At 74.4% G+C, this 25,186-nt stretch carries 27 protein-coding genes; 14 read left to right on the plus strand and 13 right to left on the minus strand.

Features of this window, described 5'->3' with window-relative positions; all coding sequences use genetic code 11:
- Positions 1-43: 43 nt before the first annotated feature.
- A complete protein-coding gene (locus tag VFG42_RS01240) occupies positions 44-877 on the minus strand; it encodes an ABC transporter permease (protein ID WP_324904387.1) in 834 nt (277 codons plus the stop codon).
- Positions 874-1,839: an ABC transporter ATP-binding protein gene (locus VFG42_RS01245; RefSeq protein WP_324904390.1), complete on the minus strand. Its 966-nt coding sequence runs from the start codon at positions 1,837-1,839 to the stop codon at positions 874-876. Before VFG42_RS01245 ends, VFG42_RS01240 begins: the two co-directional genes overlap by 4 nt.
- Positions 1,840-1,940: 101 nt before the next feature.
- On the opposite strand from VFG42_RS01245, the gene VFG42_RS01250 reads away from it, so the two are divergent.
- Positions 1,941-2,501, plus strand: a complete 561-nt coding sequence (locus tag VFG42_RS01250) for a DUF4396 domain-containing protein (protein ID WP_324904393.1) — start codon at positions 1,941-1,943, stop codon at positions 2,499-2,501.
- 22 nt (positions 2,502-2,523) lie between these two features.
- Here VFG42_RS01250 and VFG42_RS01255 read toward each other — a convergent pair whose 3' ends face one another.
- The 3 genes from VFG42_RS01255 to VFG42_RS01265 form a co-directional block, all read right to left on the minus strand.
- Entirely contained in the window at positions 2,524-3,771 is a 1,248-nt protein-coding gene (locus VFG42_RS01255) for an Nramp family divalent metal transporter (RefSeq protein WP_324904395.1), read from the minus strand.
- A 12-nt stretch (positions 3,772-3,783) separates the two neighbouring features.
- On the minus strand, positions 3,784-5,052 hold the full coding sequence (locus tag VFG42_RS01260) for a magnesium transporter MgtE N-terminal domain-containing protein (RefSeq protein ID WP_324904397.1): 1,269 nt from the start codon (positions 5,050-5,052) through the stop codon (positions 3,784-3,786).
- Between the two features lie 82 nt (positions 5,053-5,134).
- Positions 5,135-6,175 carry a hypothetical protein gene (locus tag VFG42_RS01265; protein ID WP_324904400.1) on the minus strand — a complete coding sequence of 347 codons (1,041 nt, stop codon included), beginning with the start codon at positions 6,173-6,175 and terminating at the stop codon, positions 5,135-5,137.
- A 140-nt stretch (positions 6,176-6,315) separates the two neighbouring features.
- On the opposite strand from VFG42_RS01265, the gene VFG42_RS01270 reads away from it, so the two are divergent.
- Positions 6,316-6,813 (plus strand): GreA/GreB family elongation factor, encoded by a 498-nt coding sequence (locus VFG42_RS01270; protein WP_324904402.1) that lies wholly within the window; start codon positions 6,316-6,318, stop codon positions 6,811-6,813.
- A gap of 31 nt (positions 6,814-6,844) precedes the next feature.
- On the opposite strand, the gene VFG42_RS01275 is transcribed toward VFG42_RS01270, so the two are convergent.
- Together VFG42_RS01275 and VFG42_RS01280 are read right to left on the minus strand one after the other, a co-directional pair.
- On the minus strand, positions 6,845-7,498 hold the full coding sequence (locus VFG42_RS01275; protein ID WP_324904404.1) for a response regulator transcription factor: 654 nt from the start codon (positions 7,496-7,498) through the stop codon (positions 6,845-6,847).
- Positions 7,495-8,445: a sensor histidine kinase gene (locus VFG42_RS01280; RefSeq protein ID WP_324904406.1), complete on the minus strand. Its 951-nt coding sequence runs from the start codon at positions 8,443-8,445 to the stop codon at positions 7,495-7,497. The genes VFG42_RS01275 and VFG42_RS01280 overlap by 4 nt, the downstream gene beginning before the upstream one ends.
- Positions 8,446-8,682: 237 nt before the next feature.
- On the opposite strand from VFG42_RS01280, the gene VFG42_RS01285 reads away from it, so the two are divergent.
- The 6 genes from VFG42_RS01285 (at position 8,683) to VFG42_RS01310 (ending at position 12,862) form a co-directional block, all read left to right on the plus strand.
- A complete protein-coding gene (locus tag VFG42_RS01285; RefSeq protein WP_324904409.1) occupies positions 8,683-9,777 on the plus strand; it encodes an ABC transporter permease in 1,095 nt (364 codons plus the stop codon).
- Positions 9,774-10,454, plus strand: a complete 681-nt coding sequence (locus VFG42_RS01290; protein ID WP_324904411.1) for an ABC transporter ATP-binding protein — start codon at positions 9,774-9,776, stop codon at positions 10,452-10,454. Before VFG42_RS01285 ends, VFG42_RS01290 begins: the two co-directional genes overlap by 4 nt.
- 4 nt (positions 10,455-10,458) lie before the next feature.
- Positions 10,459-11,040, plus strand: a complete 582-nt coding sequence (locus VFG42_RS01295; RefSeq protein ID WP_324904413.1) for a helix-turn-helix domain-containing protein — start codon at positions 10,459-10,461, stop codon at positions 11,038-11,040.
- An 88-nt stretch (positions 11,041-11,128) separates the two neighbouring features.
- Positions 11,129-12,046, plus strand: a complete 918-nt coding sequence (locus VFG42_RS01300) for a hypothetical protein (RefSeq protein ID WP_324904415.1) — start codon at positions 11,129-11,131, stop codon at positions 12,044-12,046.
- A gap of 13 nt (positions 12,047-12,059) precedes the next feature.
- On the plus strand, positions 12,060-12,611 hold the full coding sequence (locus tag VFG42_RS01305) for a dihydrofolate reductase family protein (RefSeq protein WP_349260369.1): 552 nt from the start codon (positions 12,060-12,062) through the stop codon (positions 12,609-12,611).
- A gap of 44 nt (positions 12,612-12,655) precedes the next feature.
- Positions 12,656-12,862 carry a hypothetical protein gene (locus VFG42_RS01310; protein WP_324904419.1) on the plus strand — a complete coding sequence of 69 codons (207 nt, stop codon included), beginning with the start codon at positions 12,656-12,658 and terminating at the stop codon, positions 12,860-12,862.
- Here the strand turns inward: VFG42_RS01310 and VFG42_RS01315 are convergent.
- From VFG42_RS01315 to VFG42_RS01340, 6 genes are all read right to left on the minus strand, one after another.
- Complete coding sequence (locus VFG42_RS01315) at positions 12,783-13,214, minus strand: response regulator (RefSeq protein WP_324904421.1); 432 nt, start codon at positions 13,212-13,214, stop codon at positions 12,783-12,785. The two genes, VFG42_RS01310 and VFG42_RS01315, sit on opposite strands and share 80 nt — an antisense overlap.
- A complete protein-coding gene (locus VFG42_RS01320) occupies positions 13,211-13,927 on the minus strand; it encodes a polysaccharide deacetylase family protein (protein WP_324904423.1) in 717 nt (238 codons plus the stop codon). Before VFG42_RS01320 ends, VFG42_RS01315 begins: the two co-directional genes overlap by 4 nt.
- A 564-nt stretch (positions 13,928-14,491) precedes the next feature.
- Positions 14,492-16,534, minus strand: a complete 2,043-nt coding sequence (locus VFG42_RS01325) for an MGDG synthase family glycosyltransferase (protein WP_324904425.1) — start codon at positions 16,532-16,534, stop codon at positions 14,492-14,494.
- 45 nt (positions 16,535-16,579) lie between these two features.
- Positions 16,580-17,344 (minus strand): hypothetical protein, encoded by a 765-nt coding sequence (locus VFG42_RS01330; RefSeq protein WP_324904427.1) that lies wholly within the window; start codon positions 17,342-17,344, stop codon positions 16,580-16,582.
- Between the two features lie 225 nt (positions 17,345-17,569).
- Entirely contained in the window at positions 17,570-18,790 is a 1,221-nt protein-coding gene (locus tag VFG42_RS01335) for a hypothetical protein (protein ID WP_324904429.1), read from the minus strand.
- Positions 18,791-18,811: 21 nt separating this feature from the next.
- Positions 18,812-19,474 (minus strand): GntR family transcriptional regulator, encoded by a 663-nt coding sequence (locus VFG42_RS01340; protein ID WP_324904431.1) that lies wholly within the window; start codon positions 19,472-19,474, stop codon positions 18,812-18,814.
- Positions 19,475-19,593: 119 nt separating this feature from the next.
- On the opposite strand from VFG42_RS01340, the gene VFG42_RS01345 reads away from it, so the two are divergent.
- The 6 genes from VFG42_RS01345 to VFG42_RS01370 are packed head-to-tail and all read left to right on the plus strand — an operon-like array spanning position 19,594 to position 25,186.
- Positions 19,594-19,875, plus strand: coding sequence for a HypC/HybG/HupF family hydrogenase formation chaperone (locus VFG42_RS01345; RefSeq protein WP_324904433.1), 282 nt, complete (start codon positions 19,594-19,596; stop codon positions 19,873-19,875).
- Entirely contained in the window at positions 19,872-20,096 is a 225-nt protein-coding gene (locus tag VFG42_RS01350) for a HypC/HybG/HupF family hydrogenase formation chaperone (RefSeq protein WP_324904436.1), read from the plus strand. The genes VFG42_RS01345 and VFG42_RS01350 overlap by 4 nt, the downstream gene beginning before the upstream one ends.
- Entirely contained in the window at positions 20,093-21,208 is a 1,116-nt protein-coding gene (hypD, locus tag VFG42_RS01355) for a hydrogenase formation protein HypD (RefSeq protein ID WP_324904438.1), read from the plus strand. Before VFG42_RS01350 ends, hypD begins: the two co-directional genes overlap by 4 nt.
- Entirely contained in the window at positions 21,205-22,311 is a 1,107-nt protein-coding gene (gene hypE, locus VFG42_RS01360) for a hydrogenase expression/formation protein HypE (protein WP_324904440.1), read from the plus strand. Before hypD ends, hypE begins: the two co-directional genes overlap by 4 nt.
- A gap of 21 nt (positions 22,312-22,332) precedes the next feature.
- The gene (locus VFG42_RS01365) at positions 22,333-23,394 is read left to right on the plus strand and encodes a hydrogenase expression protein HypE (protein WP_324904442.1); all 1,062 of its coding nucleotides are present in this window, start codon (positions 22,333-22,335) and stop codon (positions 23,392-23,394) included.
- Positions 23,395-23,404: 10 nt separating this feature from the next.
- Entirely contained in the window at positions 23,405-25,186 is a 1,782-nt protein-coding gene (locus VFG42_RS01370) for a nickel-dependent hydrogenase large subunit (RefSeq protein ID WP_324904444.1), read from the plus strand.

The following is a 25,186-nucleotide window of genomic DNA, read 5'->3' on the forward strand; positions in this document are numbered from 1 at the left end:
GTGACGAAAGCGGGACGCCGATGTCCGCGTTGCGGCGACGACGTCAGGCGTCGCGGCGCACGAGCCCGACCGCCGCGGCGGCGATCGCCGCGACCGCGTAGCCGCAGAAGAGCGCGAAGCCGGTCCAGGGCGCGAGGTGCGGGCCGGGTTCGAACGTGCTCGTCGCCACGGCCGTGCCGGCGTTCAGCGGCAGGTAGGGGTCGATCGCGTCCGCGGTCGTGTGCGGCAGGATCGCGGTGATCCCCGGCAGGACGAACAGCAGGAACACGAACGCGGCGATGCCGCCGGCGGTGCTGCGCACGAGCGTCCCGAGCCCGACGCACAGCGCGCCGAGGACCGTCAGGTAGAGCGCGGCGCCGATCACGACGCGCAGCGCGTGGGGGTCGCTCAGCGCATGTTGTTGGTGATGTTGACGGACGATCACCTGGGTGACGAAGAACGAGACGAACGTCGACGCGAGCATCGTCGCGAACGTCACCGAGCAGAACACGCAGAGCTTGGCCCAGAGGACCGGCAGCCGATGCGGCACGGCCATGAAGCTCGACCGGATCATCCCGGTGGAGTACTCGCCGGAGATGATCAGCACGCCGAGCACCCCGATCGCCAGCTGCGCGAGGTGGTAGCCGCCGACGCCGATGTTCCGCGAGTCGAAGCGGGCGCGCTCGAGCGGGTCCAGGCGCGCCCAGCGGTTCATCTGGATGACCGCGATCAGGATCCCGAGGCCGGTCATCGCGATGACGGCCGACAGCAGCGACGAGCGCGTCGAGCGCAGGCTCCAGAGCTTGGTCCACTCCGAGCGGATGACGTGGCGCTGGGTCACGCGCCCGCGCCCGCGCTCCCGGGGCGCGGCGGCGGTGTCGGCCGTGGCGGCGCTCATGGCGCGGGCTCCGCGGGCTCCATCGGGCCCAGGATCGCGCCGGAGGCCGCCGCGGCGGCCGCGGCGTGGTACTCCACCGCGTCGCCGGTCAGGCGCATGAACGCCTCCTCCAGCGAGGCCGTCCGCGGCGTGAGCTCGTGCAGGACGACGTGGGTCCGGGCGGCCAACTCGCCGATGCGCGGCGCGGGGAGGCCGCGGACGTCCAGGGCCTCGCGCTCGGCGGCCGAGACCGTCGCGCCCGCGGCGACCAGCGCGTCGCGCAGCGTGCCGGCGTCCGGGGTCCGCACGCGCACGACGTCGTCGTGCGACGCCTGCGCGACGATCTCGGCGACGCTCGTGTCGGCGATCAGCCGGCCCTTGCCGATGACGACGAGGTGCTCGGCGGTCAGCGCCATCTCGCTCATCAGGTGCGAGGACAGGAAGACCGTGCGGCCCTCGGCGGCCAAGGCCTTCAACAGGTTGCGGATCCACAGGATGCCCTCGGGGTCGAGGCCGTTGGAGGGCTCGTCGAGGATCACGATGCCGGGGTCGCCGAGCAGCGCGGACGCGACCCCGAGCCGCTGGGCCATGCCCATCGAGAACGCGCCGACGCGCTTGCGCGCGACGTGCTCGAGGCCGACGAGCGCGATCAGCTCGTCGACGCGCGCCCGGCCGATGCCGTGGGTCTGGGCCATCGCCAGCAGGTGGTGGTAGGCCGAGCGGCCGGTGTGGACCGCCCGGGCCTCGAGCATCGCGCCGACCTCCCGCATGGGCGCCGGGAGGTCGCGGTACCGATGGCCGTTGACCCGCGTGCTCCCCTCGGTCGGGGCGTCGAGCCCCAGCATCATGCGCATGGTGGTGGACTTGCCCGCGCCGTTGGGCCCGAGGAAGCCGGTGACGATGCCCGGTTGGACGACGAAGCTCAGGTCGTCGACCGCGACCTTCTCGCCGTAGCGCTTGGTGACGTGTTCGACCTCGATCATGTGACTCCGTGGTCGGTCTCCAGGGTGGTGCGTCGACCTGAACCCCTCCTGAACGTCCCGTTGGGATCGATACCCCTGAGGGGTATCGCTACGATGGGCTCATGGACCACGGGCACCAGCACCACGCGATGCCGTCCTCGGGCCGCGCGCTGACGCGGACGGCCGTCAACGCCACGCTGCACTGCCTCGCGGGCTGCGCGATCGGCGAGATCCTCGGCATGGTGATCGCGACCGCGATCGGAGCCTCCAACGCGGTCAGCATCCTGCTCTCGGTCGTGCTGGCGTTCGTCTTCGGCTACGGGCTGACGAGCCTGCCGCTGCTGCGCGCCGGGATGGCGATGGCCGCGGTGGTGCCGATCGCGCTGGCCTCCGACACGCTGTCGATCGCCACGATGGAGGTCATCGACAACACGATCGTCGCCGTGGTCCCCGACGCGATGGACGCCGGCCTGGGCGACCTGCTGTTCTGGGGCAGCCTGACGTTCTCGCTGGCCGTCGCCGGCGCCGCGACCGTCCCGGTCAACCGCGCGCTGATCGCCCGCGGCAAGGGCCACGCGGTGATCCACGAGACCGGCATCCACGGCGGGCCGCCGATCCCGCTCGTCGGCGCCCTGGCCGCCGCGGGCTTCGTCTTCGGGCTCGCGGTCCTGATCGCGACCTGACCCGCCCGCCGCTCCCGTCCGCTCACAGCCCGAGCAGCGTGACCACGACGAGGATCAGCGAGAGCGACCCGCTGAACAGCACGGTGGCAGCGGTCAGCACGTCGATGACGCCGTGGTTGCGGTGCTCGCCCATGAGCGCCACGCTGCGCGACAGCCGCCAGATGAACCACAGGTTGATCGGCAGCAGGACGCCGTTGACGACCTGCACGCCGATCAGCAGCGAGATCACCGGGATGCCCGGGACGATCGCGACGAGCGTCGCGACGACGATCATCGCGGTGATGATCGCGACGAAGACCGGGGCCTCGCGCGGCAGGCGGCCGATGCCCTTCTCCAGGCCCAGCGACTCGCTGACGACGTAGCTGGTGGCGATCGGCAGGATCGCCGCGGCCAGCAGGCTCGCGCCGAGCAGGCCGATCCCGAACAGCGCCTCGGCGTAGCGGCCGGCGAACGGCTCCAGCGCCTTGGCCGCGTCGGAGGCCGAGGTGACGTCGTGGATGCCGTGGGTGAACAGCGTCGCGCCGGTCGCGATGATGATGAACGCGGCGATGAGGTCGGCGAAGACCGCGCCCCAGGCCGCCTCGCGCGTCTCCTTCTTGATGCCCTCGACGCGCACGCCGCGCTCGACGACCGCCGACTGCAGGTAGAGCTGCATGTAGGGGGTGATCGTCGTGCCGGCGGTCGCGACGAACAGCAGGAGGTAGGCGCTGTCGCGATGGATCCGCGGCTCGACGATCGCCCGGCCGACGTCGCCCCAGTCGGGATGGGCGAGGATCGCGGCGATGGGGTAGGCGAAGAACGGGAGCGTCAGCCCGATGAAGACCTTCTCCGCCGACCGGTAGGAGCCGCGCACGATGATGAACCAGATCCCGACGGCGGCGATCGGCACGGTGACCTGCGCGGGCAGGCCCGCCAGCTGGAGCGCGGCGCCGATGCCGACGAACTCCGAGATGCAGACCCCGAGGTTGGCGATCAGGACGGCGACCGTCGAGAACGCCGACCAGCGGATGCCGTAGTTCTCGCGGATCAGCTCGGCCAGCCCCTTGCCGGTCACCGCGCCCATCCGCGCGGCCATCGCCTGGATGATGGCCAAGGACAACGTGATGAGCACCATCATCCACAGCAGCCCGTAGCCGTACTTGGCGCCGACCTGGCTGTAGGTCGCGATGCCGCCGGCGTCGTTGCCGGCGTTGGCGGCGATCAGCCCGGGGCCGAGCAGCGCGAACAGCGCCAGGACACGTCGCAGGCTGTCCGGGACGCGGGCGGCCACGTGTCAACCATCTCAACCGTCACCCAGCAGGCCGAACCGCCGCCGCCAACCCTTGGGCAGCATGGTCTCCAGCACGTCGTCGACGGTGATCACGCCGATCATCCGCTGCTCGTCGTCGACGACCGCGACCGCCGTGAGGTTGAAGTCGGCCATGAGCCGGGCGACCTCCTCGAGGGGGGCGTCCGGCACCAGCGACGGCGCGGCGCTGGTCAGGAGCTCCGCGACCGGCGTGTCCTCCTCGGCGCGGAGCAGCGCCGCGACCGGCACCGAGCCCTCCAGCCGGCGGTGGGTGTCCATCACGAACACGTTGGTCAGCAGCTCGTCGGCGACGTCGCCCCGCTGGATCCGGTCGCGCGCCTCCTGGACGGTGGCGTGCTGGTAGACGCAGACGAACTCGGTGCTCATCAGGCCGCCCGCCTCGGCGGGGTCGAAGCCGAACAGCATCCGCACCTTGCGGCGGGCGTTGGGCGGCAGGAGCGCGAGGATCGCGTCCCGGCGCGCGTCGTCGAGCTCGGCGACGACGTCGGCGGCGTCGTCGGGCGCCATCCGCGCGAGCACCGCGGCGATCTCCGCGTCCGAGCGCTCGCGCAGGAACTCGAGCTGGTGGTGGTCGTCGAGCTCCTCGAAGACGTCGGCCTCCAGCTCGGTGTCCCCGGCCCGGACCGCGCGCATGATCTCGTCGCCCTCGGCGTGGGACCCGGCCTCGACGAGGTCGGCGATCTGCGCCGGGTGCAGCCGCGCGAGCTTGGGGTGGGAGATGAGCAGGCGGACGGACGGCACGTGCCCGACGAACGGCTCGACGCTCGCCCAGTCCACGAACTGGCCCGTGCCCACGTGGCGCCCGGCGACGCGCGGCAGCAGGCGGCGCATCGCGCCGCGCGCGCCGACGTCGACGCCCACCACGCGCCACCAGCCCTCGACGCGCGCCAGCTCGATCTCGTTGGCGCGGACCAGGCGCGCGCCGTCGAGGTTGATGAGCTGGCGGTCCAACATGTCCTCCTTGAGCAGGACCTCCTCGGGCCGGCGCTCGAACGGCCGCAGGTCGAGGCGGGGCCGGCCGAGCACGACCCGGTCCTGGGCGACGTCGGAGACGGCCTCGGCCGGCAGGAACGAGTGGCGCTTGGCGACCGAGACGAGGAAGCCGGTGATCGGCGGGTAGCCCGCGTCGCCCAGCCGGACGATGAGGTCCTCGACCTTCCCGAGCCGGGCGTCGGCGTCGTCGACCAGCGCGCACCCGACGATCAGCGACAGGTGCAGCAGCGGGGGTGCTTCGGAGGCCACGCCCACACGCTAGATCCGCGCGGCCCGCGGCGCCAGTGGCGTCCGCCGGTTCAACGGAGTCCCAAAATCCCCGCGCTCGGGGTCAGGAAGCTCGGAGGTCCCGCGCGGGGCGCTCGTCGAAGCGGTCGAGCTGGGCGACGATCAGCGGGGCGTCCAGCGGCCGCGGTCCGGCCGGGGCGACCTTGACCGCGACGTCGCCGAGCGCGGCCGCGTGCAGGAGCGCCTCGGTGGCCTGCGGCCACGGCGCGACGCCGACGGCCGGGCCCGGCGGCCGGTAGGGCGTGGCGACCAGCAGCTTGCGGACGCGGCCGCCCGGGATCGCGCCGCGCACCGACTCGAGGTCGCAGATCGCCGCCCCGTCGCCGTGGTGGGCCTGGTCCAGGAGCGCGGCCAGCTCGCGCGAGGCGCGGCGGCGTCGCTCGGAGGCGATCGCGCAGGCCGCGGTGGCGCGCCAGGCGGGCGAGGTCATCGCCACGGTGGGCCGCCCGTCGATCACCGTCGGCGGCTCGTCGGAGCCGATCCCGAGGATCTGGTCCACGCCCTCCCCGCGGCCGGTCACGAGCAGGAGGTCCCAGCCGTGGCGCCGTCCGTGCTCGAGCGCCGCGTCGCGCATGCGCATGGCCGAGCGCGCGAGCAGGCGCGGCGGCACGGGGGCGGCGCCCGCGATCTCGTAGAGCGCGCCGAGGTCGTCGTCGACGTGGAGGACCCCCGCCGGCCGCCCGGCCTGGATCGCCTCGCACAGCGGGCCGAGCTGGGCGTGGGCGGCGACCGTCGCCGTGCAGCCGACGGCGGAGGGCAGCGCGAGCTCCACGCTCTCGCCGGCGTCCAGCCGCCAGTAGACCGCCAACGCGGCGGTGCTGCTCGTGGCGGCGGGCTGCCGGACGCGCTGCAGGAGGCGATCGGCGGCGTGCGAGAGCGCGCGGCGGTCGCGGGCGCGCCAGGAGCGCGCGCGTTCGCACAGGACGGTCAGCTTGTCGCGCAGGGCGCGGGCGTCGGGCGAGTTGGGCCCGGTGGCGAAGTAGGCGGACAGCACGCCGATGCGGTCGTCGAGCTCGGCGACCGTGCGCAGGTCGTCCGGCGTGCGTCGCGGGGTGACCGCGACGTGGTGCATGGGCTGGTACATCGTGGGGCCAGTGTCCTGGCCCGGCGCCCGCGCGACGATCGGGCGGCGACCCCATGCGCGGCGGGAGGCCTACCCACTGCCCCCGCGGATGGGGAGCCCTACCCATTGGCGGGCGGGGGCGCCGTGCGCATCCTTGATCGATGACGTCTCCCGATCCTGTCGTCGACGCCGCCTACGTCTCGCCGCGGATGACCGCCGCCGAGCACGCGGCCGCCGTGGACGAGCTGGCGCGCCTGCGGGACCGGCGTGACCGGACGCTGCGCGAGCGTGGCCGCGAGGCCCGCGCGTTCGTCAGCGCCGACGCCGCGGAGGAGATCGCGCAGCTGCGCAGCGAGCAGGCCGTGACCGGCCGGCGCATCGAGGCGCTGGAGCAGCTGCTGTCGGAAGCGGTCGTCGTCCAAGGGGAGACGGGGACCGGCGTGGTGGCATTGGGGTCGACGGTGGAGGTCCGGTACGAGGGCACCGGCCTCCACAAGCGCTACCAGGTCGTCGGCGCGGTCGCCGCGTCGGACGGCACGTCGGTCTCGGCACGGTCGCCGATCGGCGCCGTGCTGCTGGGACGCCGCGCCGGCGAGGTCGTCGGCGCGGCGTTGCCCGGCGGCCGCACCGAGCGGCTGACGATCCTGTCGGTCAGCTGAGCCCGGGGCGGGCCGGCCCGGCTCGCCGACACTAGGGGACGATCAGGCCGCGACGGATCGCGTAGCGGGTGAGGTCGACCCGGTCGCGCATGCCGAGCTTCTCGAGCATGTTGGCCCGGTGGCGGTCGACGGTCTTGCGGCTGATGACCAGCAGCTCGGCGATCTCGTCGCTGGTGTGCCCCTCGGCCACGAGCTTGAGCACCTCCAGCTCCCGCGGCGTGAGCAGGTCGGCGGTCTGGGCGCCGGGCTCGCGCTCGAGGTAGTCGCGCACCAGCGTGGCGACGGCGCCGGAGTAGAGGAACGTCTCGCCGCGCATGGTCGCCCGGCAGGCGTGGACGAGGTCGCGGTCGGCGGCGGTCTTGAGCACGTAGCCGGAGGCGCCGGCGCGCAGCGCCTCGAACAGGAACTGCTCGTTCTCGTGCATCGACAGCATCAACAACCGCGGGCGCGACCCGCGCGCGTTGAGCTGCTGCGCCGCCAGCAGCCCGGTCATGCGCGGCATCGAGACGTCGAGGATCGCGAGGTCGATGTCCTCCTCCGACGCCCGCCGGACGGCCTCGGCGCCGTCGGAGACCTCGGCGACGACCTGGAAGTCCGGCTCGGCGTTGAGGAGGTCGCGCAGGCCGTGGCGGACGATCGGGTGGTCGTCGGCCAGCAGCACGCGCGCGGTCAGCGGGACGCTCATCGCAGCTCCTCCCGCGGAAGCACGAGCCGCAGCTCGGTGCCTCCGCCGTCACGCGCGCCGATGTCGAAGCGGGCGCCGATCAGCACGGCGCGCTCGCGCATGCCGCGCATGCCGCTGCCCATCTGGTCGGCGTGGCGCGGCAGCCCGCCGCCGTCGTCGCCGACCACCAGCTCCACGCCGTCCGCGCAGGCGCCCAGCCGCAGCCAGACGTGGCGCGCCCGCGCGTGGCGCACGACGTTGGTGAGGCCCTCCTGCGCGACGCGGTAGACGACGAGCTCCTGCTCGGAGTCCAGGCCGAGGTCGCGCCCGAGGTCGCGGTCGACCTCCAGGCCCGAGCTCTCCGACATCGAGGCGACGAGCCCGAGCAGCGCGCTCTGCAGCCCCAGCTCGTCGAGCGCCTCGGGCCGCAGCCGCTGGGCGATCCGGCGCACGTCCTCGGCCCCTTCGCGCGCGGCCTCGCGCAGCTCCTCCAGCCCCGGTCGCAGGTTGTCGCCCGCCAGCCGCGCCAGCGTCTCGCTGCGCAGCACAATGCCGGTCAGGACCTGGCCGACCTCGTCGTGCAGCTCGCGCGCGACCCGGCGGCGCTCGCCCTCCTGCGCCCGCAGCGCCCGCCGGGCGCTCTCGCGGCGCTCGCGCTCCAGGCGGTCGAGCATCATGTTGAAGGACTCGCTGAGCCGGGCGACCTCCTCGGCGTCGTCGGAGATCGCCACGCGCTGGCCGGGGGCCAGCGGGTCGATCGTCTGCATCAGCTCGGTCAGGCGGTGCAGCGGCGCGAGCACGCGGCGCAGCAGCGCGTCGGTGACGACGAGCATCACCGCGAAGGCGAGCAGGATCCCGATCAGCTCGGTGGTGGAGACCGGCACCGAGATCGTCACCGGCGCGAAGACCAGGACGAGGACGGCGCACCCGAGGACGGCGGCGTAGGCCAGCAGCAGGCGACGTGCCAAGGTCTTGCGGAACCTAGGTCGACGGACGCCTGGGATCGGGAAGCCGGTGTTGCCGCCGTCCATCACCGGTCGATGCTGCCACAGGCCGCGGCCGACCGACCCCGCCAGGCTGGCGCTCGAACGACGATCGTGGCCGCCAGTGCACGGGACCAGTGTCGACCCCGCGCCCGCGGCGGTCCATGGGGGAAGGTCCCCATCCGCGCGGCGCCGCTAGGATGCCGACACGATGTCGACAAGTTGGCGAGCCTGATGTTCCTCGCGCTGCGCGACCTGCGCCGCGGCGGGCGGCGCTTCGCGCTGATCGCGTCGGTCGTCGCCCTGGTCGCCGTGCTGTCGACCGTGCTCTGCGGCCTGGCCGACGGGCTCGTGCGCGACGGGACCTCGGGCCTGCGCGCGCTGCCGATCACCCACCTGGCGTTCGCGCCGCACAGCGACGCGGTGTTCAGCCGCTCGACGCTCGACGGCCGCGCGCTGGCGGCCTGGCGGGCGCGGCCCGGGGTCCAGGCGGCGCCGCTGGGCGTGTCGTTCGTCAACGGCGCGCCGGTGGGCGGGCGTCGGGGCGAGCCGTCGATCGACCTCGCGCTCTTCGGGGTGCGGGCGACCGACTTCCTGGCCGCCGGCGACGCGCGGCGGGCGCGCGAGCTGCACGGCCTCGTCCTCGCGCGCGAGCTGCGCGACGACGGCGTCCGCTATCGGATCGCGGGCTCCGACGTCGTGCTGCCGGTGCTCGGCTTCACCTACTCCGGGTCCTACGGGCACGTGCCGATCGCCTACACCTCGCTGGCCTCCTGGCAGCGGATCGCCTACGGCAACGACGCGCGCGGGCGCTACTCGGCGATCGCGCTGCGGCTGCCGCGCGACGCCGGGACGGCGGCGGCCGCGGCGGGCGCGGGCACCGAGCTGAAGACCAAGGCCCAGGCCTACGACGGCTCGCCGGGGTTCACGGCGGAGACCGCGACGATGACGCTCATCCGCGCGTTCCTGCTGGCGATCTCGGCGCTGGTCGTCGGGGCGTTCTTCACCGTGTTGACCGTCCAGCGCACGCGCCAGATCGGGCTGTTGAAGGCGATGGGCGCGTCGACGGCCTACGTGGTGCGCGACGGGGTGGCGCAGATGCTCGTGATCGTCGTGCTGGCGACCGTCGCGGGCACGGCGGCCGGGACGGCGATCGTCGCGGCGCTCGACGGCGGACCGGTGCCGGTCGCGCTGCGGCCGGGCGGGATCGCCGCGAGCGCGGCGCTGCTCGTGGCGGCCGGCCTGGCCGGGAGCCTCGTGGCGTTCCGGCGGATCGCGCGCGTCGAGCCGGCGATCGCGCTGGGGGTGGAGGCGTGACCGGCGCCGCGCTCGCGCTCCGAGGCCTCCATGTCGAGGTGCCCGACGGCGAGCGGACGCGCGTTCTGCTCGACGGCGTCGACCTGGCGCTCGCGCCGGGCGAGCTGGTCGTCGTCACCGGCGCGTCGGGGTCGGGCAAGTCCACCTTGTTGACCTACGCCGGGCTGCTGCGACGGCCCGCGCGGGGCGAGGTCCTGGTCGCGGGCGCTCCGACGGCGGGCCTGAGCGAGCGGGCGCGCACCGCGGCGCGGCGCGAGCACGTGGCGCTCGTCTACCAGTCGGCGAACCTGCTGCCGTCGCTGACCGCGCGCGAGCAGCTGGAGCTGGTCGCCCACGTGCGGGGCGAGCACGGCGCGGCGGCCCGCCGCCGCGCCGACGAGCTGCTCGCCCGGGCGCACGTCGCCCATCGCGCCGACGCGCTGCCGGCGCGGCTGTCGGGCGGCGAGCGCCAGCGCGTCGGCGTCGCCCGCGCGCTGATGGCGCGCCCGACGGTCCTGCTGGCCGACGAGCCGACCGCGGCGCTGGACCCCGACCTCTCGGCCGAGATCGCGCGGCTGCTGGCGAGCGCGGCCCGCGACGACGGCGTCGCCACCCTCGTCGTCTCCCACGACGACGCGCCGCTCGCGCACGCCGACCGGCACCTGCGGCTGACCCAGGGCGCGCTCGTGGCAGGATGACCGCGTGCCGCGGATCAGCGCCGACACCGTCGCCGAGCACGTCGCCCAGCAGGAGGAGGCCGTCTTCGCGGCGGCGATCCGCCTGTTCCTGGAGCGCGGCTACGCCGACGTCGGGCTCGGCGACATCGCGCTCGCCGTCGGCCTGAAGCGCACGTCGCTGTACCGCTACTTCCCCGACAAGGCGCACATCCTCGCCCGCTGGCTGCGGCGCGAGCTCGACGCCGAGGCGGCGACCTCCGCCCGGCTCCTGGGCGCCGACGGCGACGTCGCCGAGCGCATCGGGCGCTGGGTCGACCACCAGGTCGCCTACGCCCGCCGGCCCGAGCACGCGCTGGTCCGCGCCGCGCCCGAGGCCGAGCGCGCGCTCGACGACGCCACGCGCGCGGAGCTGGCCGACGGCCACCGCCGCGTCCTGGCGCCGCTGGCCGACCTGCTGCGCGCGACCGGCCTCGGCGCCGCCGAGGCCGCCGCGACCACGACGCTTCTGTTCGGCCTGGTCCGCGCCGCCGTCGACGTCGAGCCGTCCGCCGCGCTGCGCCGGCGGCTGTTCGCCGCGATCGACGGCCTGCTCGCCGGCGCCGGCTGACCCGGACGCGGGGAGCTTGCGCGCGGCGCGGCCCGCGCCGAGACTGGACGGTGCTGTGCCCGCCCCGCGTCGACACCGCCCTGGCCCGGTGGCCGTCCCGCCCGGGGCCGGAGCGATCGTGATGGGCACCGGCATCGTGTCGGTGGCGCTGGAGCACGACGGCCACGAGGCGCTGTCGCGGATCGTGCTCGCCCTCGCGGCCGCCCTGTGGCTGCTGCTGGCCGCCGCCGTGATCGGGCGCGCCGTCGGCGACCGCGCCGGGCTGCTCGGCGACGCCCGGACGCCCGCCGCGCTGACCGGCTCGGCGGCGACCGCGGTGCTCGGGACCCGCCTGACGCTGCTCGGCTGGACGTGGGCCGGGATCGCCGCGTTGTGCATCGCCGCGCTGCTCTGGGCGGCGCTGCTGGAGCCGGTGCTCGGCGCGCTGGAGCGCCCGGCGGTCGGCGTGGAGCTGCTGGTCGCGGTGGCGCCCGAGGCGCTCGCCGTGCTGGCCGCGACGGTCGCCGAGGCCGAGCGCGCGGCCTGGCTGCTGGTCGTCGCGCTCGCGCCGTTCGCGCTCGGGCTGCTCTGCTACGCCTACGTCATCGCCCGCTTCGACGCGCGGCAGCTCGCGGTCGGCCGGGGCGACCACTGGATCGCCGGCGGCGCGGTGGCGATCGCGGCGCTCGCCGCCGGGCTGCTGACCTCGGGCACCGCGACGCTCGGCGTCTGGCCCGGCGCCCACGCGCCGCTGCGCGACGTCGCGCTCGTCCTGTGGGCGACGGCGATGCTGTGGCTCGTCGCGCTGCTGGTCGCCGAGGCGCGGTGGCCGCGGCCCGCCTACGACCCGCACCGCTGGTCGACCGTGTTCCCGCTGGGGATGTACGCCGTCTGCTCCTTCGCCGTCGGCGCCGCCGCGCACGCGGGCGGCGTGACCGACTTCGCGCGCGTCTGGGTCTGGGTGGCGTTCGCGGTGTGGGCGGTCGTGCTCGTCGGGACCGTCCGGCACGCCCGCCAGGATCGCTGAGGTGACCGACCCGGTGCTGATCTACTCCGTGAGCGTCTCGGTGGACGGCTTCATCAACGACCGCGACGGCGACATCGCGTGGGGCGGCGTCCCCAGCGACGAGCTGTTCGCCTTCCACCTCGAGCAGGTGGGCGACCTCGGCGCCTACCTGCTCGGGCGCCGGCTCTACGAGATGATGGCGGTCTGGGACGCCGATCCGCCGCCGCGCGACGACGCGGCCGGGGTCGCGTTCGCCGGCGTCTGGCGCGCGCTGCCGAAGGTCGTCTTCAGCCGCACGCTCGAGCGCGTCGAGGGCAACGCCCGGTTGGCCGCGGGGCCGCTGGCCGACGAGGTCGCCGCGACGCTCGCCGCGAGCGACAAGGACGTCTCGATCGGCGGCGCCGAGCTGGCCGCGGCGGCGATCGGCCTCGGCCTCGTCGACGAGCTGCGCGTCTTCCGCCTCCCGGTCGTCGTCGGCGGCGGCACGCGGCACCTGCCGCCGGTCCCCGAGGCGATCGCGTTCGACCTCGTCGAGACCCGGACGTTCGACACGGGCGCGATCTTCGAGCGCTACCGCCGGCGCTGACCGTGCTATCCCCGTCCCCTGTGCCGGGCGGAAGCTCACGACCGTTGCCCTATCCGGGGATGCCGGTGACCGTGATGCACCTCGGCGTCGTCGAGCGGGCGGTCGTCGACGAGGTGCGCGACGGCGGCCGCACGCTGGTCGTCGGCGGCGTGCCGTTCACGCTGCGCCGGCTCAACGGCTGGTTCGTCCGCGAGGGCGAGCCGTACTACGGGACGCGGCTGGTGTTGACGGCGCCGCCGGAGGACCGTTAGCCAGCCGCCGCACGCGCCGCAGCAGCTCGGCCAGCGCGAAGGGCTTGGCGAGGTAGTCGTCGCCGCCGGCCTCGCGGGCGCCGCGGCGCGTCTCGCGGTCGTCCTGCGCCGAGACGAACAGCACCGGGCAGGCCACGCCGCGCGCGCGGAGCGCGTGGCAGACGTCGCGGCCGTCGGCGTCGGGCAGGCCGATGTCCAAGATGATCATGTCGGGCGGGCGCCGCGTGAACGCGGTCACCGCCTCGGCGCCGCGGGCGGTCGCCGCCACCGCGTAGCCCGCCGCCTCCAGCGCCCCGCGCAGCAGCTCGCGGACGCTCTCGTCGTCCTCGCAGATGCCGACCGTCGGCGTCATCGCCCGACGCCGCCGAAGGCGAGCCCGCGCTCGCGGACGCGCTCGATCGCGATCGGCAGCGCCGCCGCCGTCGTGCGCCACGACCCGGGCGCCGAGTAGCGGTCGGCGTCGTGCAGCAGCAGGACCTCGCCGCCGACCAGGTCGCGCGTGACCTCCGCGGCGACCGAGGACGCGGTCGCCGCGCCGCGCCAGTCGCGGCCCCAGCGCGTCCACAGCAGCGGCTGCCATCCGCGGCGCCGGGCGATCGCCAGCGCCGCGCCGCTGAGCACGCCGTACGGGGGCCGGTAGAGCCGCGGCGCCCGCGCGCAGGCCGCGACGATCGCGGCCTCGGCGTCGGCCAGGTCGCGCGCCAGCGCCGCGGGCGGCACGCGCAGCAGGTTGCGGTGGCGGTCGCCGTGCACGGCGATCTCGTGGCCGGCGGCGACGATCTCCTCGGCCAGCGCGGGCGCCGCGCGCACCTGCTCGCCGCAGACGAAGAACGTCGCGGTGACCGCGTGCGCGCGCAGCACCTCGAGGATCGCGGGCGTGCCGCGCGGGTCGGGCCCGTCGTCGAACGTCAGCGCGACCATGGTCCGATCCGCCAAGCGATCGCGGACGCCCAGCGGTGGGCGCAGCGCGGGGAGGACCGAGCCGAGCGCGGGCCCGGCGTGCGCGGCCAGGGCGAGCGACCCCGCCATCGCGACGCCCGTCGCCCTATGGTGCGTGTCGTTCATGTCGTCGGTGCTCCTCGGAGCCGCCGCGGGCTGCGGCGCGTCCTCGCTGTACAACCTGGGCCTGGCGCTCCAGGCGCTCGACGCGCGCGAGGTCCCGCACGACGAGGGCCTGCACGCGTCGCTGCTGCTGACGCTCGTGCGCCGGCGCCGGTGGCTGGCCGGCACCGCGCTCAACGTCCTGGGGTGGCCGCTGCAGACGGCCGCGCTGCTGCTGGCCCCGCTGGTGGTGGTCCAGCCCTCGCTGGCCTTCGGCCTCGTGCTCCTGCTGGTCGTCGGCGCGCGGCGGCTGGACGAGCCCGTCGGCGCGCGCGAGGTCCTGGCCGTCGGCGGGATCCTCGCGGGCGTCGTGCTGCTGGCGGCCGTCGCCCCGGAGCCCTCGACCCGCCACGCGGCGCCGGTCGCGCTCACCGCGGTCCTGGCCGGCGTCGGGCTCGTGGCGGTGCTGCCGCTGCTGGTCTTCCGGCGGCGGCACGGCGGCGGCGCCGCGCTCATGGTCGCCGCCGGCGCCGCGCTGGCGTGGAGCGGCCTGTCGACCAAGCTCGTCGCCGATGCGCTGCACGGCGGTCATCTCGCGGCCGTGGGCGCGTGGTCCGTCGCCACCGGCCTGGCCTCCGGGGCCGGCCTGCTCTGCGAGATGAGCGCGCTGCAGCGGCGGCCGGCGACGCAGGTCGCGCCGGTGGTCTTCGTCGTCCAGGTCGTCGTGCCGGTGGCCGCCGCGCCCCTGCTGGTGTCCGAGCGCTGGGGCCACGGCGTCGCGATGGCCGGGGGGCTCGTGCTCGTCGTCGGCTGCGCGCTGGTGCTGATGGCGTCGCCCGCGGTGCGCGGGCTCGTCGACGCCGACTCCAGCACCGACAGCGGCGCGACCGACACGCCGGCCGCCGCCAGCCGCCCGGCGTAGCGGGCGACCGCGCGGGCCGCCGCGGTCGCGTCGTGCCCGGGGACGGTGAGCACGACGACGTCGCCCGGCTGGACGAGCGGCGCGGTCTTGACCTCGCTCGCGTCCAGGCGCACCCGGCCGGTGACCGGCGAGGCGCCGACGGTCCGGCCCAGCAGGTACTGGCCGAAGCTCAGGCCGCCCGCCGGGACGAGGTAGAGCCGGCGGCCGTCGATGCTCGGCGCGTTGGAGAGCATCCCGCGGGTCTTCAGCCAGCGGACCGTCGCCGAGCCGGGCAGGGTCGGCAGGACGTCGTCGCCGTCGCGGCCCAACGCGCCGAGCCCGGCGCCGGACGTCGGGGCCCGCACCGCGAACGAGACGTGCAGGCCCAGGCGCGCCAGCCGCGCGGCCGTCGGAGTCAGGTCGCTCCCGGCGCCCAGCACCACCAGGCCGGCGGCGGGCGTCGACGTCTGGAGGTGCGAGGCGGGGCGGATCTCCAGCGGCTTGGCGACCAAGCTGTAGGGGTCGTTGGCGGCCAGCGACGCGAACATGACCGCGACCGTGGCGACCATCGCGGTCGCGCGCTCCAGCGCCATCCGCCACGTCGGCAGCACCCGGACCGACAGCCGCGCCTGGAGCGCCGCCAGCGCCGGGTCCAGCGCGACCGCCGGCAGGGCCGGCGCGGCCTCGACGACCGGGCCGTCGAGGTGCCGGCGCAGCCGGTCGGCGAGGTCCTCGCGGCCGCCCGCCACCTCGATCAGGCCGAGGCGCTCCATCGTGCGGTTGTGCACGCGGATGTGCCCGACGGTCGACCCGTAGGCGATCATCGGGCAGCCGCAGCTCAGCGCCTCCAGCGAGGTGACGCCGCCGGTCGAGTGCACGAGCACGTCGGCCGCCCGCATCAGCAGGTGCATGGTGGTGGCGAAGCCCCAGACGTGGACGCGCGCGTCGCCGGCGAAGCGCCGCCGCAGCTGCGCCCGGGCGGTCTCGTTGCGCCCCGCGACGACGACGACCGTCGTCGCGCCCGCGTCCAGCGCGGCGCGGACGCCGCCGCCGAGGTCGCCGACGCCCCAGCCACCGCCCGACACCGCGACGAGCGTGCCGTCGGGCGGCAGCTCCAGGGCGGCGCGGGCGGCGGGCTTGGGCAGGGGCTCGCGGAACCGGCGGGCGACCAGCGGCGCGACGAGCGCCGTCCGGCCCCGTCCGGCGCGGCGGTCGACGGCCGCGACCGCGTGCGGGTGCATGACGAGGTGGACGTCGGCGCCGCGGTGCGCCCAGAGCGCGTAGTCGGCGAAGTCGGTGATCGGCACGACCAGCGGGACGCCCAGCCGGCGCCGCAGCCGCGCGCGGCCGAGCACGCAGGTCAGCGCCGGGTGGGTCGAGATCACGAGGTCGGGCGCGGCGCGGCGGACGATCCGGACCATCCGGCGCCCGCCCGCGGCGCTCAGCAGCAGCTCGCCGACGCGGCGTCCGACGACGCTGCGGTTGAACAGGGCGTAGACGAGCGAGTAGGACCACGGCGCGATGCGCAGCTGCAGCCGGTACCCGTCGCGGATGATGCAGCGCGCGACCCGGCCCAGCGCGGCCAGGCCGTCCTCCTCGACGACGTCGATGCCCAGCTCCCGCAGCCCCTCCGCCAGCGCGCGGGCCGCGGCGAGGTGGCCCTCCCCGACGTCGGCCGAGAAGACGAGCGCCCGACGCGGCCCGACCGGTGAGAGCTCGTGAGAGACCATCGCACCGCACACTGTGCGCGGTCCCGGCTGAACGCTGCCTGAACGCTAGGCCGACGCGTCCTCGGCGTCGGATCCGCCGCTGCGCTCGGTGGTCTTGCCGATGAGCGCGTCGACGATCCGGTGGCGGGCGCGCTCGAGGCGGCGGTCGTCGGAGAAGCGGTCGCGCGCGCGGGCCATGCGGCCCTCGGAGTAGCGGTGGCGGGCCCAGGGCGAGCCCGGCCGCCCGAGCCGGAAGGCGCCGACCAGGCCGAACAGCGGCACGAACAGGCCGAGCACGCCGAGCAGGATCCGGCCCTTCATGAAGCACAGGACCGAGAGCGCGAGCACGCCGAGGACGACGACCGCGGTGCCGGTGACCGAGCCGGGGTCGTCGAGGCCGAACGGCGTCGTCCCGGCCACGACCATCGCGGCGAACGCGACGGCGATGACCGCCGCGTCGATCGACCGGCGGCCCTCCTCCTCCCAGTAGACGTCCTCGAGATGGACCCAGAGGGCGAACTCGTCCATCGTGAAGCCCGCGCCGACGCCGAAGCCGATCGCCGTCAGGTGCGCGAACGGCGTGCCCGGCGTGGCCACGAAGGCCAGGAAGCCGGAGAGCATCATCAGGCAGATGCCCCACACCAGGTGGTGGAGGTGGACGTCGCCGGTGCGCACCGAACCGGGCCACCAGGAGACCGAGCGCGTCATGCGCGCGCTGGTGCGGATCGCCAGGAACGCGACGACGAACGACAGCAGCACCAGGAACGCCGCGGAGGACGTCTGGTTCCCGCGGTCTCCGAGCGGGTCGACGCTGACGAGGGCGGCGAGCACCCCTACAGGAAAGCAATCCCGAGCACGCGCCGGCGCGGTCGGCCCCCGCGGCGACGCCGCCACCACGCCGCGCCGACGACCATCGCCGCGTCAGCGATGCCAGAGGTGGCGGTAGGCGAGGACGGCCATGAGCCCGCACACCACGCCGATCGGATCCATGTGCTCGAACATCCGCGTCCAGGATGCCCGGCCCACCTGACCGCGGCCTGAACGGCGGCGCGTGCGTCAGCGCAGGATCCCGGTGTGGCCGATCGAGTAGCGGCCCGGCTGCGGCCAGACGCAGAGCCCGTGCGGGCCGTCGCCCACGCGGATGCGCGCCAGCAGGCGGCCGGTCCGCGTCGAGATGGCGTAGACGACGCGGTCGTAGCGCCCGCTGAGCCACAGGACGCGGCCGTCGGCCGAGACGCCGCCCATGTCCGGCGAGCCGCCGCCCGGCAGCCGCCACTTGCGGTAGGGGCGGCGCGTGCGGAACGAGATCAGGCTGATCGACCCCTCACCGCGGTTGGACACGTACAACGTGCGCGAGTCGCGGCTGGGGTAGAGGCCGTGCGCGCCGAGGCCCGTGCGCACGAACCCGATCTTGCGCAGCGCCCGCGCGTCGACCAGCCAGACGCCGTTGGACGCCATGTCGGCGACGTAGAACGTCCGGCCGTCGGGCGAGAGCTTGACGTCCTGGGGCATGGCGCCGGTGCGCAACATGAAGGTCTTGACCAGCCGCTCGCGCCGGAGGTCGACCACCGCCATGCGCCCGGCGAACTCGCACGAGACCAGCGCGGTGCGGCCGTCGGCGGTGAAGTCCATGTGGTCGATCCCGTCGCAGGCCGGGATGTGCAAGGACTTGGTCAGCCGCATCGTGTGCGGCGTCCGGAAGTCCAGCGACCGGTCGGCCTCGGCGACGACGATCGCCCGGCGGCCGTCGGCGGTGAAGTACAGGTTGTAGGGGTCGCGGACGGGGACGCGGCGTCCGGGCCGGCCGGTACGCGGGTCGATCGGCGTCAGCGAGTTCCCGTCGTCGTTGGTGACCCAGAGCGTGCGCAGGTCCCACGACGGCGTGACGTGCTGGGGGAGGGCGCCGGTCGCGAAGCGCTCGACGATCCGGTCGGTCCGCGGGTCGATCACGTCGACCGAGTTGGACTTGGAGTTGGGCACGTAGACGCGCGGCGGGTCGTCGGCGACCTGGGGCGCGAACCGGCCGGGGCGGTCGGCGGCGTAGACGTCGTCGCGCGCCACCAGCGGCGGGATGCGGCCCGCGCGGGGCGTCGGCGTCCGCGCGCCCGCGCCCGCGCCCGGCCCGGTGGCGGCGGGGGCCGGGCGGGCCGTGGTCGCCGTGGCGGCCGGCGCGGTCGGCGACGGGCCGGCGGCCGACCCGCAGCCCCCGAGGCCGAGGCCGACGCCGACGCCGACGACGACGGCCGCGAGGACGGTGGCGATCGGCGGCCTGCTCATCGTCGCCCGACCGCACGCCGCCTAGGCCAGCGCCCGCTCGATCAGCGCTCCCAGCTCCAGCCAGTTCTCGCGCGTCGCGTTCGCGGTGCCGCGCGCGTCGCCGGCCGCCGCGCGCGCCAGGATCGCCTCGTGCTGGGCCACCGAGCGCCGGCCGGGCAGCGCGCCGCCGGACAGGAGCTCCAGGCGGCGCAGGCGCGGACGCATGTGCAGCAGGCTACGCGCGATCTCGGCGTTGCCGGCGGCTTCGACGAACGTGGCGTGGAAGCGGTCGTCGGCGTCGTAGCTCGCCCGCGCGTCCCGGCGCGTCAGGGCCACCATGAACGCGTCGTTGGCCTCGCGCAGCGCGGCGTGGGCCTCTCGGTCCAGCGCCGGCACCGCCAGCTCGGCGGCCAGCGCGTGGACGGCGGCGGCGAACGCGAACGCGTCGGCCGCGTCGGCGGCGCACAGCCCGCTGACCCGCGTGTAGCGCTGCGGCGCGATCTCGACCAGGCCGTTCTCCTCCAGCCGGTGCAGCGCGTCGCGGACGGGCGTGCGGCTGAGCCCCAGCCAGGCGCACAGCTCGCCGTCGTGCAGCGACTCCCCGGGCGCCAACGTTCCGTCCACGATCGCCCCGCACAACATCGCGTAGGCGTTGTCCCGTAAGAGCCGGCGGTCCACCGCGGCCCGCTGCTGGGGCACTGGCATGACAGACGCCAGTAGACCACCAACCTCGCCGGCCTTGCAAACCCGACCGCGCTCGGAGTAGACCCAGGGCGCCGGTGTTGCTCTCCAACATCGGGGACCCGCAGAAGGAGGCATCGCCCATGTGCCTGGCGATCCCGGGCCGCATCGTGGAGCTGACCGACGAGCGCAACCGGCTGGCGGTCGTGGACGTCGCCGGCGTCCGCCGCACGGTCAACGTCGGGCTCCTGGACGGCGAGGCCGCCGGGCCGACCCGACCCGGCGACTGGGTCCTGATCCACGTCGGCTTCGCGATCTCGCGCGTCGACGAGGAGGAGGCCGAGGCGACGCTGGCGCTCCTGCAGAACATGGGCGCCGAGTACGAGCTGGAGCTCGCCGAGCTGAAGGCCAGCGTGATCGAATGACCGGCTGCGACGACCCGCGGCACTGCGTCACCTGCGGCGACGACGGCACGCCGGAGACCGTCCTCGCGGTCGACGAGGTGCGCGCGCTGGCGCTCTGCGCCCGCGCCGACGGCACCCACGAGAGCGTCGAGATCCTGCTCGTCGCGCCGGTCGCCGTCGGCGACACGGTGCTCGTCCACGCGGGCACGGCGCTGACCACGCTGGAGGGCCGTCGGGCATGAGGTTCGTCGATGAGTTCCGCGACGCCCAGCTCGGGCGCGTCCTGGCGGGCGAGATCCTCGGCGCGGTCGAGCCCGGCCGCCACGTCAAGATCATGGAGGTCTGCGGCGGCCACACGCACTCGATCTACAAGTACGGCGTCGACGACCTGCTGCCCGAGAACGTCGAGCTGGTCCACGGGCCCGGCTGTCCGGTCTGCGTGATCCCGATGGGCCGCGTCGACGACGGCATCGCGATCGCCCGCCGCGAGGACGTGATCCTCACCTGCTTCGGCGACATGCTGCGCGTGCCCGGCTCGACCGGGACGCTGCTGGAGGCCAAGGCCCAGGGCGCCGACGTCCGCATGGTCTACTCGCCGCTGGACGCGCTGCGGATCGCCAAGGCCGAGCCCGACCGGCAGGTGGTGTTCTTCGCGATCGGCTTCGAGACGACCGCGCCGTCGACCGCGCTGACGCTCAAGCGGGCGCGCGCCGAGCACGTCGCCAACTTCTCGTGCTTCTGCAACCACGTGACGATCGTGCCGCCGCTGCGCGCGCTGCTGGAGTCGCCCGACCTGCGCCTCGACGGCTTCGTCGGCCCCGGCCACGTCTGCACGGTCGTGGGCGCCCGCCCGCTGGAGTTCATCACCACCGACTACGACAAGCCCGTCGTCGTCTCGGGCTTCGAGCCCGTCGACATCCTGCAGTCGGTCCTGATGATCCTGCGCCAGCTGGCCGACGGCCGGCGCGAGGTCGAGAACCAGTACAAGCGCGTCGTCCCCTACGAGGGCAACCCGCGCGCGCTGGAGGTCATGGCCGAGGTCTTCGCGCTGCGCCCGCACTTCGAGTGGCGCGGCCTGGGCTTCATCTCCCACAGCGGCCTGCGGCTGTCGGACGCCTACGCCGACCTCGACGCCGAGCGCCGCTTCGAGGTCCCCGGCGTGCGCGTCGCCGACCCCAAGGCGTGCCAGTGCGGCGAGGTGCTCAAGGGCGTCATCAAGCCGTTCGAGTGCAAGGTCTTCGGCAGCGCGTGCACGCCGGAGCGCCCGATCGGGACCTGCATGGTCTCCAGCGAGGGCGCGTGCGCCGCCTACTACAACTACGGGCGCTTCGCCCGGGAGCGCGTGGTCCTATGAGCGCCGACGTCTCCGCCCGCGAGGCGCGGGTCCTGAACATCATCGAGACCGCGCGCTCCAAACGCCCCCGGTTCCGCGACGAGCGCGTCACGATGGCCCACGGCGCGGGCGGCAAGGCCACCGGCGCGCTGATCGAGGGCCTGCTGCTGCCCGCGTTCGGCTCGGCCGTGCTCGACGAGCTCGGCGACGCGGGCACGCTCACCGTCGGCGGCGCGGCGCTCGCGCTGACCACCGACGGCTTCGTCGTCACGCCGATCCGGTTCCCCGGCGGGTCGATCGGCGAGCTGGCCGTCAACGGCACCGTCAACGACCTCGCGGTCGCCGGCGCGCGCCCGGTCGCGCTGACGCTCTCGCTCGTCCTGGAGGAGGGCCTGCCCGCCGACGCGCTGCGCGCCGAGGTCGACGCGATCGCCGGCGCCGCGCGGCGCGCCGGGGTGGCGATCGTGGCCGGCGACACCAAGGTCGTCGAGCGCGGCCACGCCGACATGATGTACATCACGACGACCGGCGTGGGCCGCGTCGACCCGCGCGCCCGGCTCGCGCCCAGCGCCCTGCGGCCCGGCGACCGCCTGCTGGTCTCCGGGCCGGTCGGCGCGCACGGCACCGCGATCATGCTCGCGCGCGGCGAGTTCGAGCTGGACGCGACGATCGTCTCGGACACGCGCTCGCTGTGGCCGGCGGCCGACGCGCTGATGGAGCACGCGGGGCCCGGGCTGCGCTGCCTGCGCGACGCGACGCGCGGCGGTGTCGCCTCGGTCCTCAACGAGCTGGCGCGCGCCTCGGGGGTCGCGATGCTGGTCCGCGAGGCGGCGGTGCCGGTCGACGACGCGGTGGCCGGCGCGGCCGAGCTGCTGGGCATCGACCCGATGCACGTGGCCAACGAGGGCGTGCTGGTGGCCGCGGTCGCGCCCGAGCGCGCCGACGCGGCGCTGGCCGCGCTGCGCGCCGCGGGCGACGGCGGCACCGCGGGCCCGTTCGCGCGCGCCGCGGAGATCGGCGAGGTCCACTCCGACCCCGCCGGGATGGTGCTGGTCGAGACGGGCTTCGGCGGGCGGCGGGTGCTGGACCAGCTCGTCGGCGATCCGCTTCCGAGAATCTGCTGAGCAACGAGGAGGAGCGACATCATGGCGTCGGTCGAGATCAGCCCCAACCAGACGCAGACCGAGGCGGTCACCGCGCACGTGCTCTGGATCACCGTCGGGCTGTCGTGCGAGGGCGACTCGGTCGCGATGACCTCCGCGACGAACCCGAGCCTGGAGGACATCATCACCGGGGCGATCCCCGGGATGCCCAAGGTGGTGGTGCACAACCAGGTGCTGGCCTACGAGGTCGGCCAGGAGTACGTCCAGGCCTGGTTCGACGCGCAGGACGGCAAGCTCGACCCGTTCGTCCTGGTCATCGAGGGCTCGCTGGGCAACGAGAAGATCAACGGCGCCGGGCACTGGACGGGCTTCGGCGTCAACCCCGCCGACGGCCAGCCGATCACCGTCAACGAGTGGCTGGACCGGCTGGCGCCCAAGGCCGCGGCGATCGTCGCGGTCGGCACCTGCGCGACCTACGGCGGCATCCCGGCGATGGCCAACAACCCGACCGGCGCGATGGGCGTGCGCGACTACCTGGGCGCCAACTGGAAGTCCAAGGCGGGCATCCCGATCGTCAACATCCCCGGCTGCCCGGCCCAGCCGGACAACATGACCGAGATGTTGGTGCACCTGGTCTTCGCCCTGGCGGGCATGGCCCCGGCGCCCGAGCTCGACGACGCCGGCCGCCCGGTGGCGCTCTTCGGCCGCACCACGCACGAGAGCTGCAACCGCGCCGCGTTCTACGAGGAGGGCGACTTCGCCACCGAGTACGGCGCCGATCACCGCTGCCTGGTCAAGTTGGGGTGCAAGGGTCCGGTGGTCCGCTGCAACGTCCCGCTGCGCGGCTGGGTCAACCACATGGGCGGCTGCCCGAACGTCGGCGGGATCTGCATGGCGTGCACGATGCCGGGCTTCCCCGACAAGTACATGCCGTTCATGGACGAGGACCCGATGGGCCGCGTCTCGTCCGACGTCGCGAAGTTCAGCTGGGGCCCGCTGCTGCGCTGGGGCCGCCATTACAACGTCAAGCGCAAGTACGACAAGGAGCCCGAGTGGCGGCACAACCGCCCCGAGCTCACCTCCGGCTACAGCAAGCGCTGGTGAGGAGCAGACCATGGCCACCGTCGAGAAGCCCACCGAGCAGAAGGTCACCGTCAAGGAGATGGCCTGGGACCCGGTCACCCGCATCGTCGGGTCGCTGGGCATCCACACCGAGATCGACTTCACCAACCAGCAGGTCCTGAAGTGCTACTCGACCTCGATGCTGTTCCGCGGCTTCGACATCTTCATGAAGGGCATCGACCCGCGCGACGCGCACTTCATCACCAGCCGGATCTGCGGCATCTGCGGGGACAACCACTGCACCTGCTCGTGCCTGAACCAGAACATGGCCTACTCGGTCAAGCCGCCCAAGCTCGGCGACTACGCCTACAACCTGGCCGAGTCGGCGGACTTCATGTTCGACCACGCGATCTACAACGACTGCATGGCCAACGTGGACTACTCCGAGCAGATGGTCAAGGAGACCAACCCGGGCGTCCTGGCCAAGGCCGAGAGCACGGCCGCGCCGCACGCCCACGTCCACGGGTACCGGACGATCGCCGACATCATGCGCGCGCTCAACGCGTTCACCGGCGACTTCTACCTCGAGACCCTGCAGGTGGCGCGCTACACGCGCGAGATGTACTGCCTGTTCGGCGGCCGCCACACGCACCCGTCGACGATCCTGCCCGGCGGCTGCAGCGCCGAGATCACCCAGCAGACGTGCACGGAGTACTACGTGCGGCTGATGCGCTACATCGACTACTGCAAGCGCACCGTGCCGATGCACGACGACCTGTATGACTTCTTCTACGAGGCGCTGCCGGGCTACGAGCGGGTCGGCTACCGCGACACGGACATCATCTGCTGGGGCTGCTTCGACGACCCCGACTACGTGGACTACAACTACCGGTCGATGACCGAGTGGGGCCGGCGGCGGTTCGTCACGCCGGGCCTCGTCTTCAAGGGCGAGCTGATCACGACCGACCTGGTGGAGATCAACCTGGCGATCCGGATCCTGCTCGGCTCGTCGTACTTCGACGACTGGACCGCGGAGGAGACGTTCGTCACCCACGACCCGCTGGGCAACCCGGTGGACAAGCGCCACCCGTGGAACAAGGTCACGCTGCCCAAGCCGCAGGCGCGCGACTGGGCCGACAAGTACTCGTGGGTCGCGTCGCCGCGCATGTACGACGCGCGCAACGACCGCTTCGTGGCCAGCGACACCGGCGGCGGCCCGTTCGCGCGCCAGTGGGTGACCGCGAAGGCCGGGCTCGTCGACCTCGGGTTCCTGAAGGCCACGGGCGAGTCCATCAAGATGGTCCTGCCCAAGACGGGGTTCATGCCCGAGATGGAGCTGGAGTGGCGGATCCCCGAGTGGTCCAACGCGATCGAGCGCCAGCGGGCGCGCAGCTACCACCAGGCCTACGCGGCGCTCGTGGCGCTGCACTGCCTGGAGCGCGCGCAGGCCGAGATCCGGGCCGGGCGGACCAAGAGCTGGTCGGACTTCCAGGTCCCGGACTCGACGATCAGCGTCGGCTTCCACGAGGCCGCGCGCGGCGTGCTGTCCCATCACATGGTCATCCGCGACGGCCGGATCGCCAACTACCAGCCCTACCCGCCGACGCCGTGGAACGGCAACCCGCGCGACAGCTTCGGGACGCCGGGCCCCTACGAGGACGCCGTGCAGAACACGCCGATCTTCGAGGAGAACGGGCCGGAGAGCTTCAAGGGCGTGGACATCATGCGCGCGGTCCACAGCTTCGACCCGTGCCTGCCCTGCGGCGTGCACATGTACGGGAAGGGGCACGGGACCGTCCGCAAGGTCGTGCACACGCCGACCGGGATGTGCTGA

This window comes from Baekduia sp., assembly GCF_035685985.1.
In the GTDB taxonomy this organism is placed as follows: Bacteria; Actinomycetota; Thermoleophilia; order Solirubrobacterales; family Solirubrobacteraceae; genus Baekduia.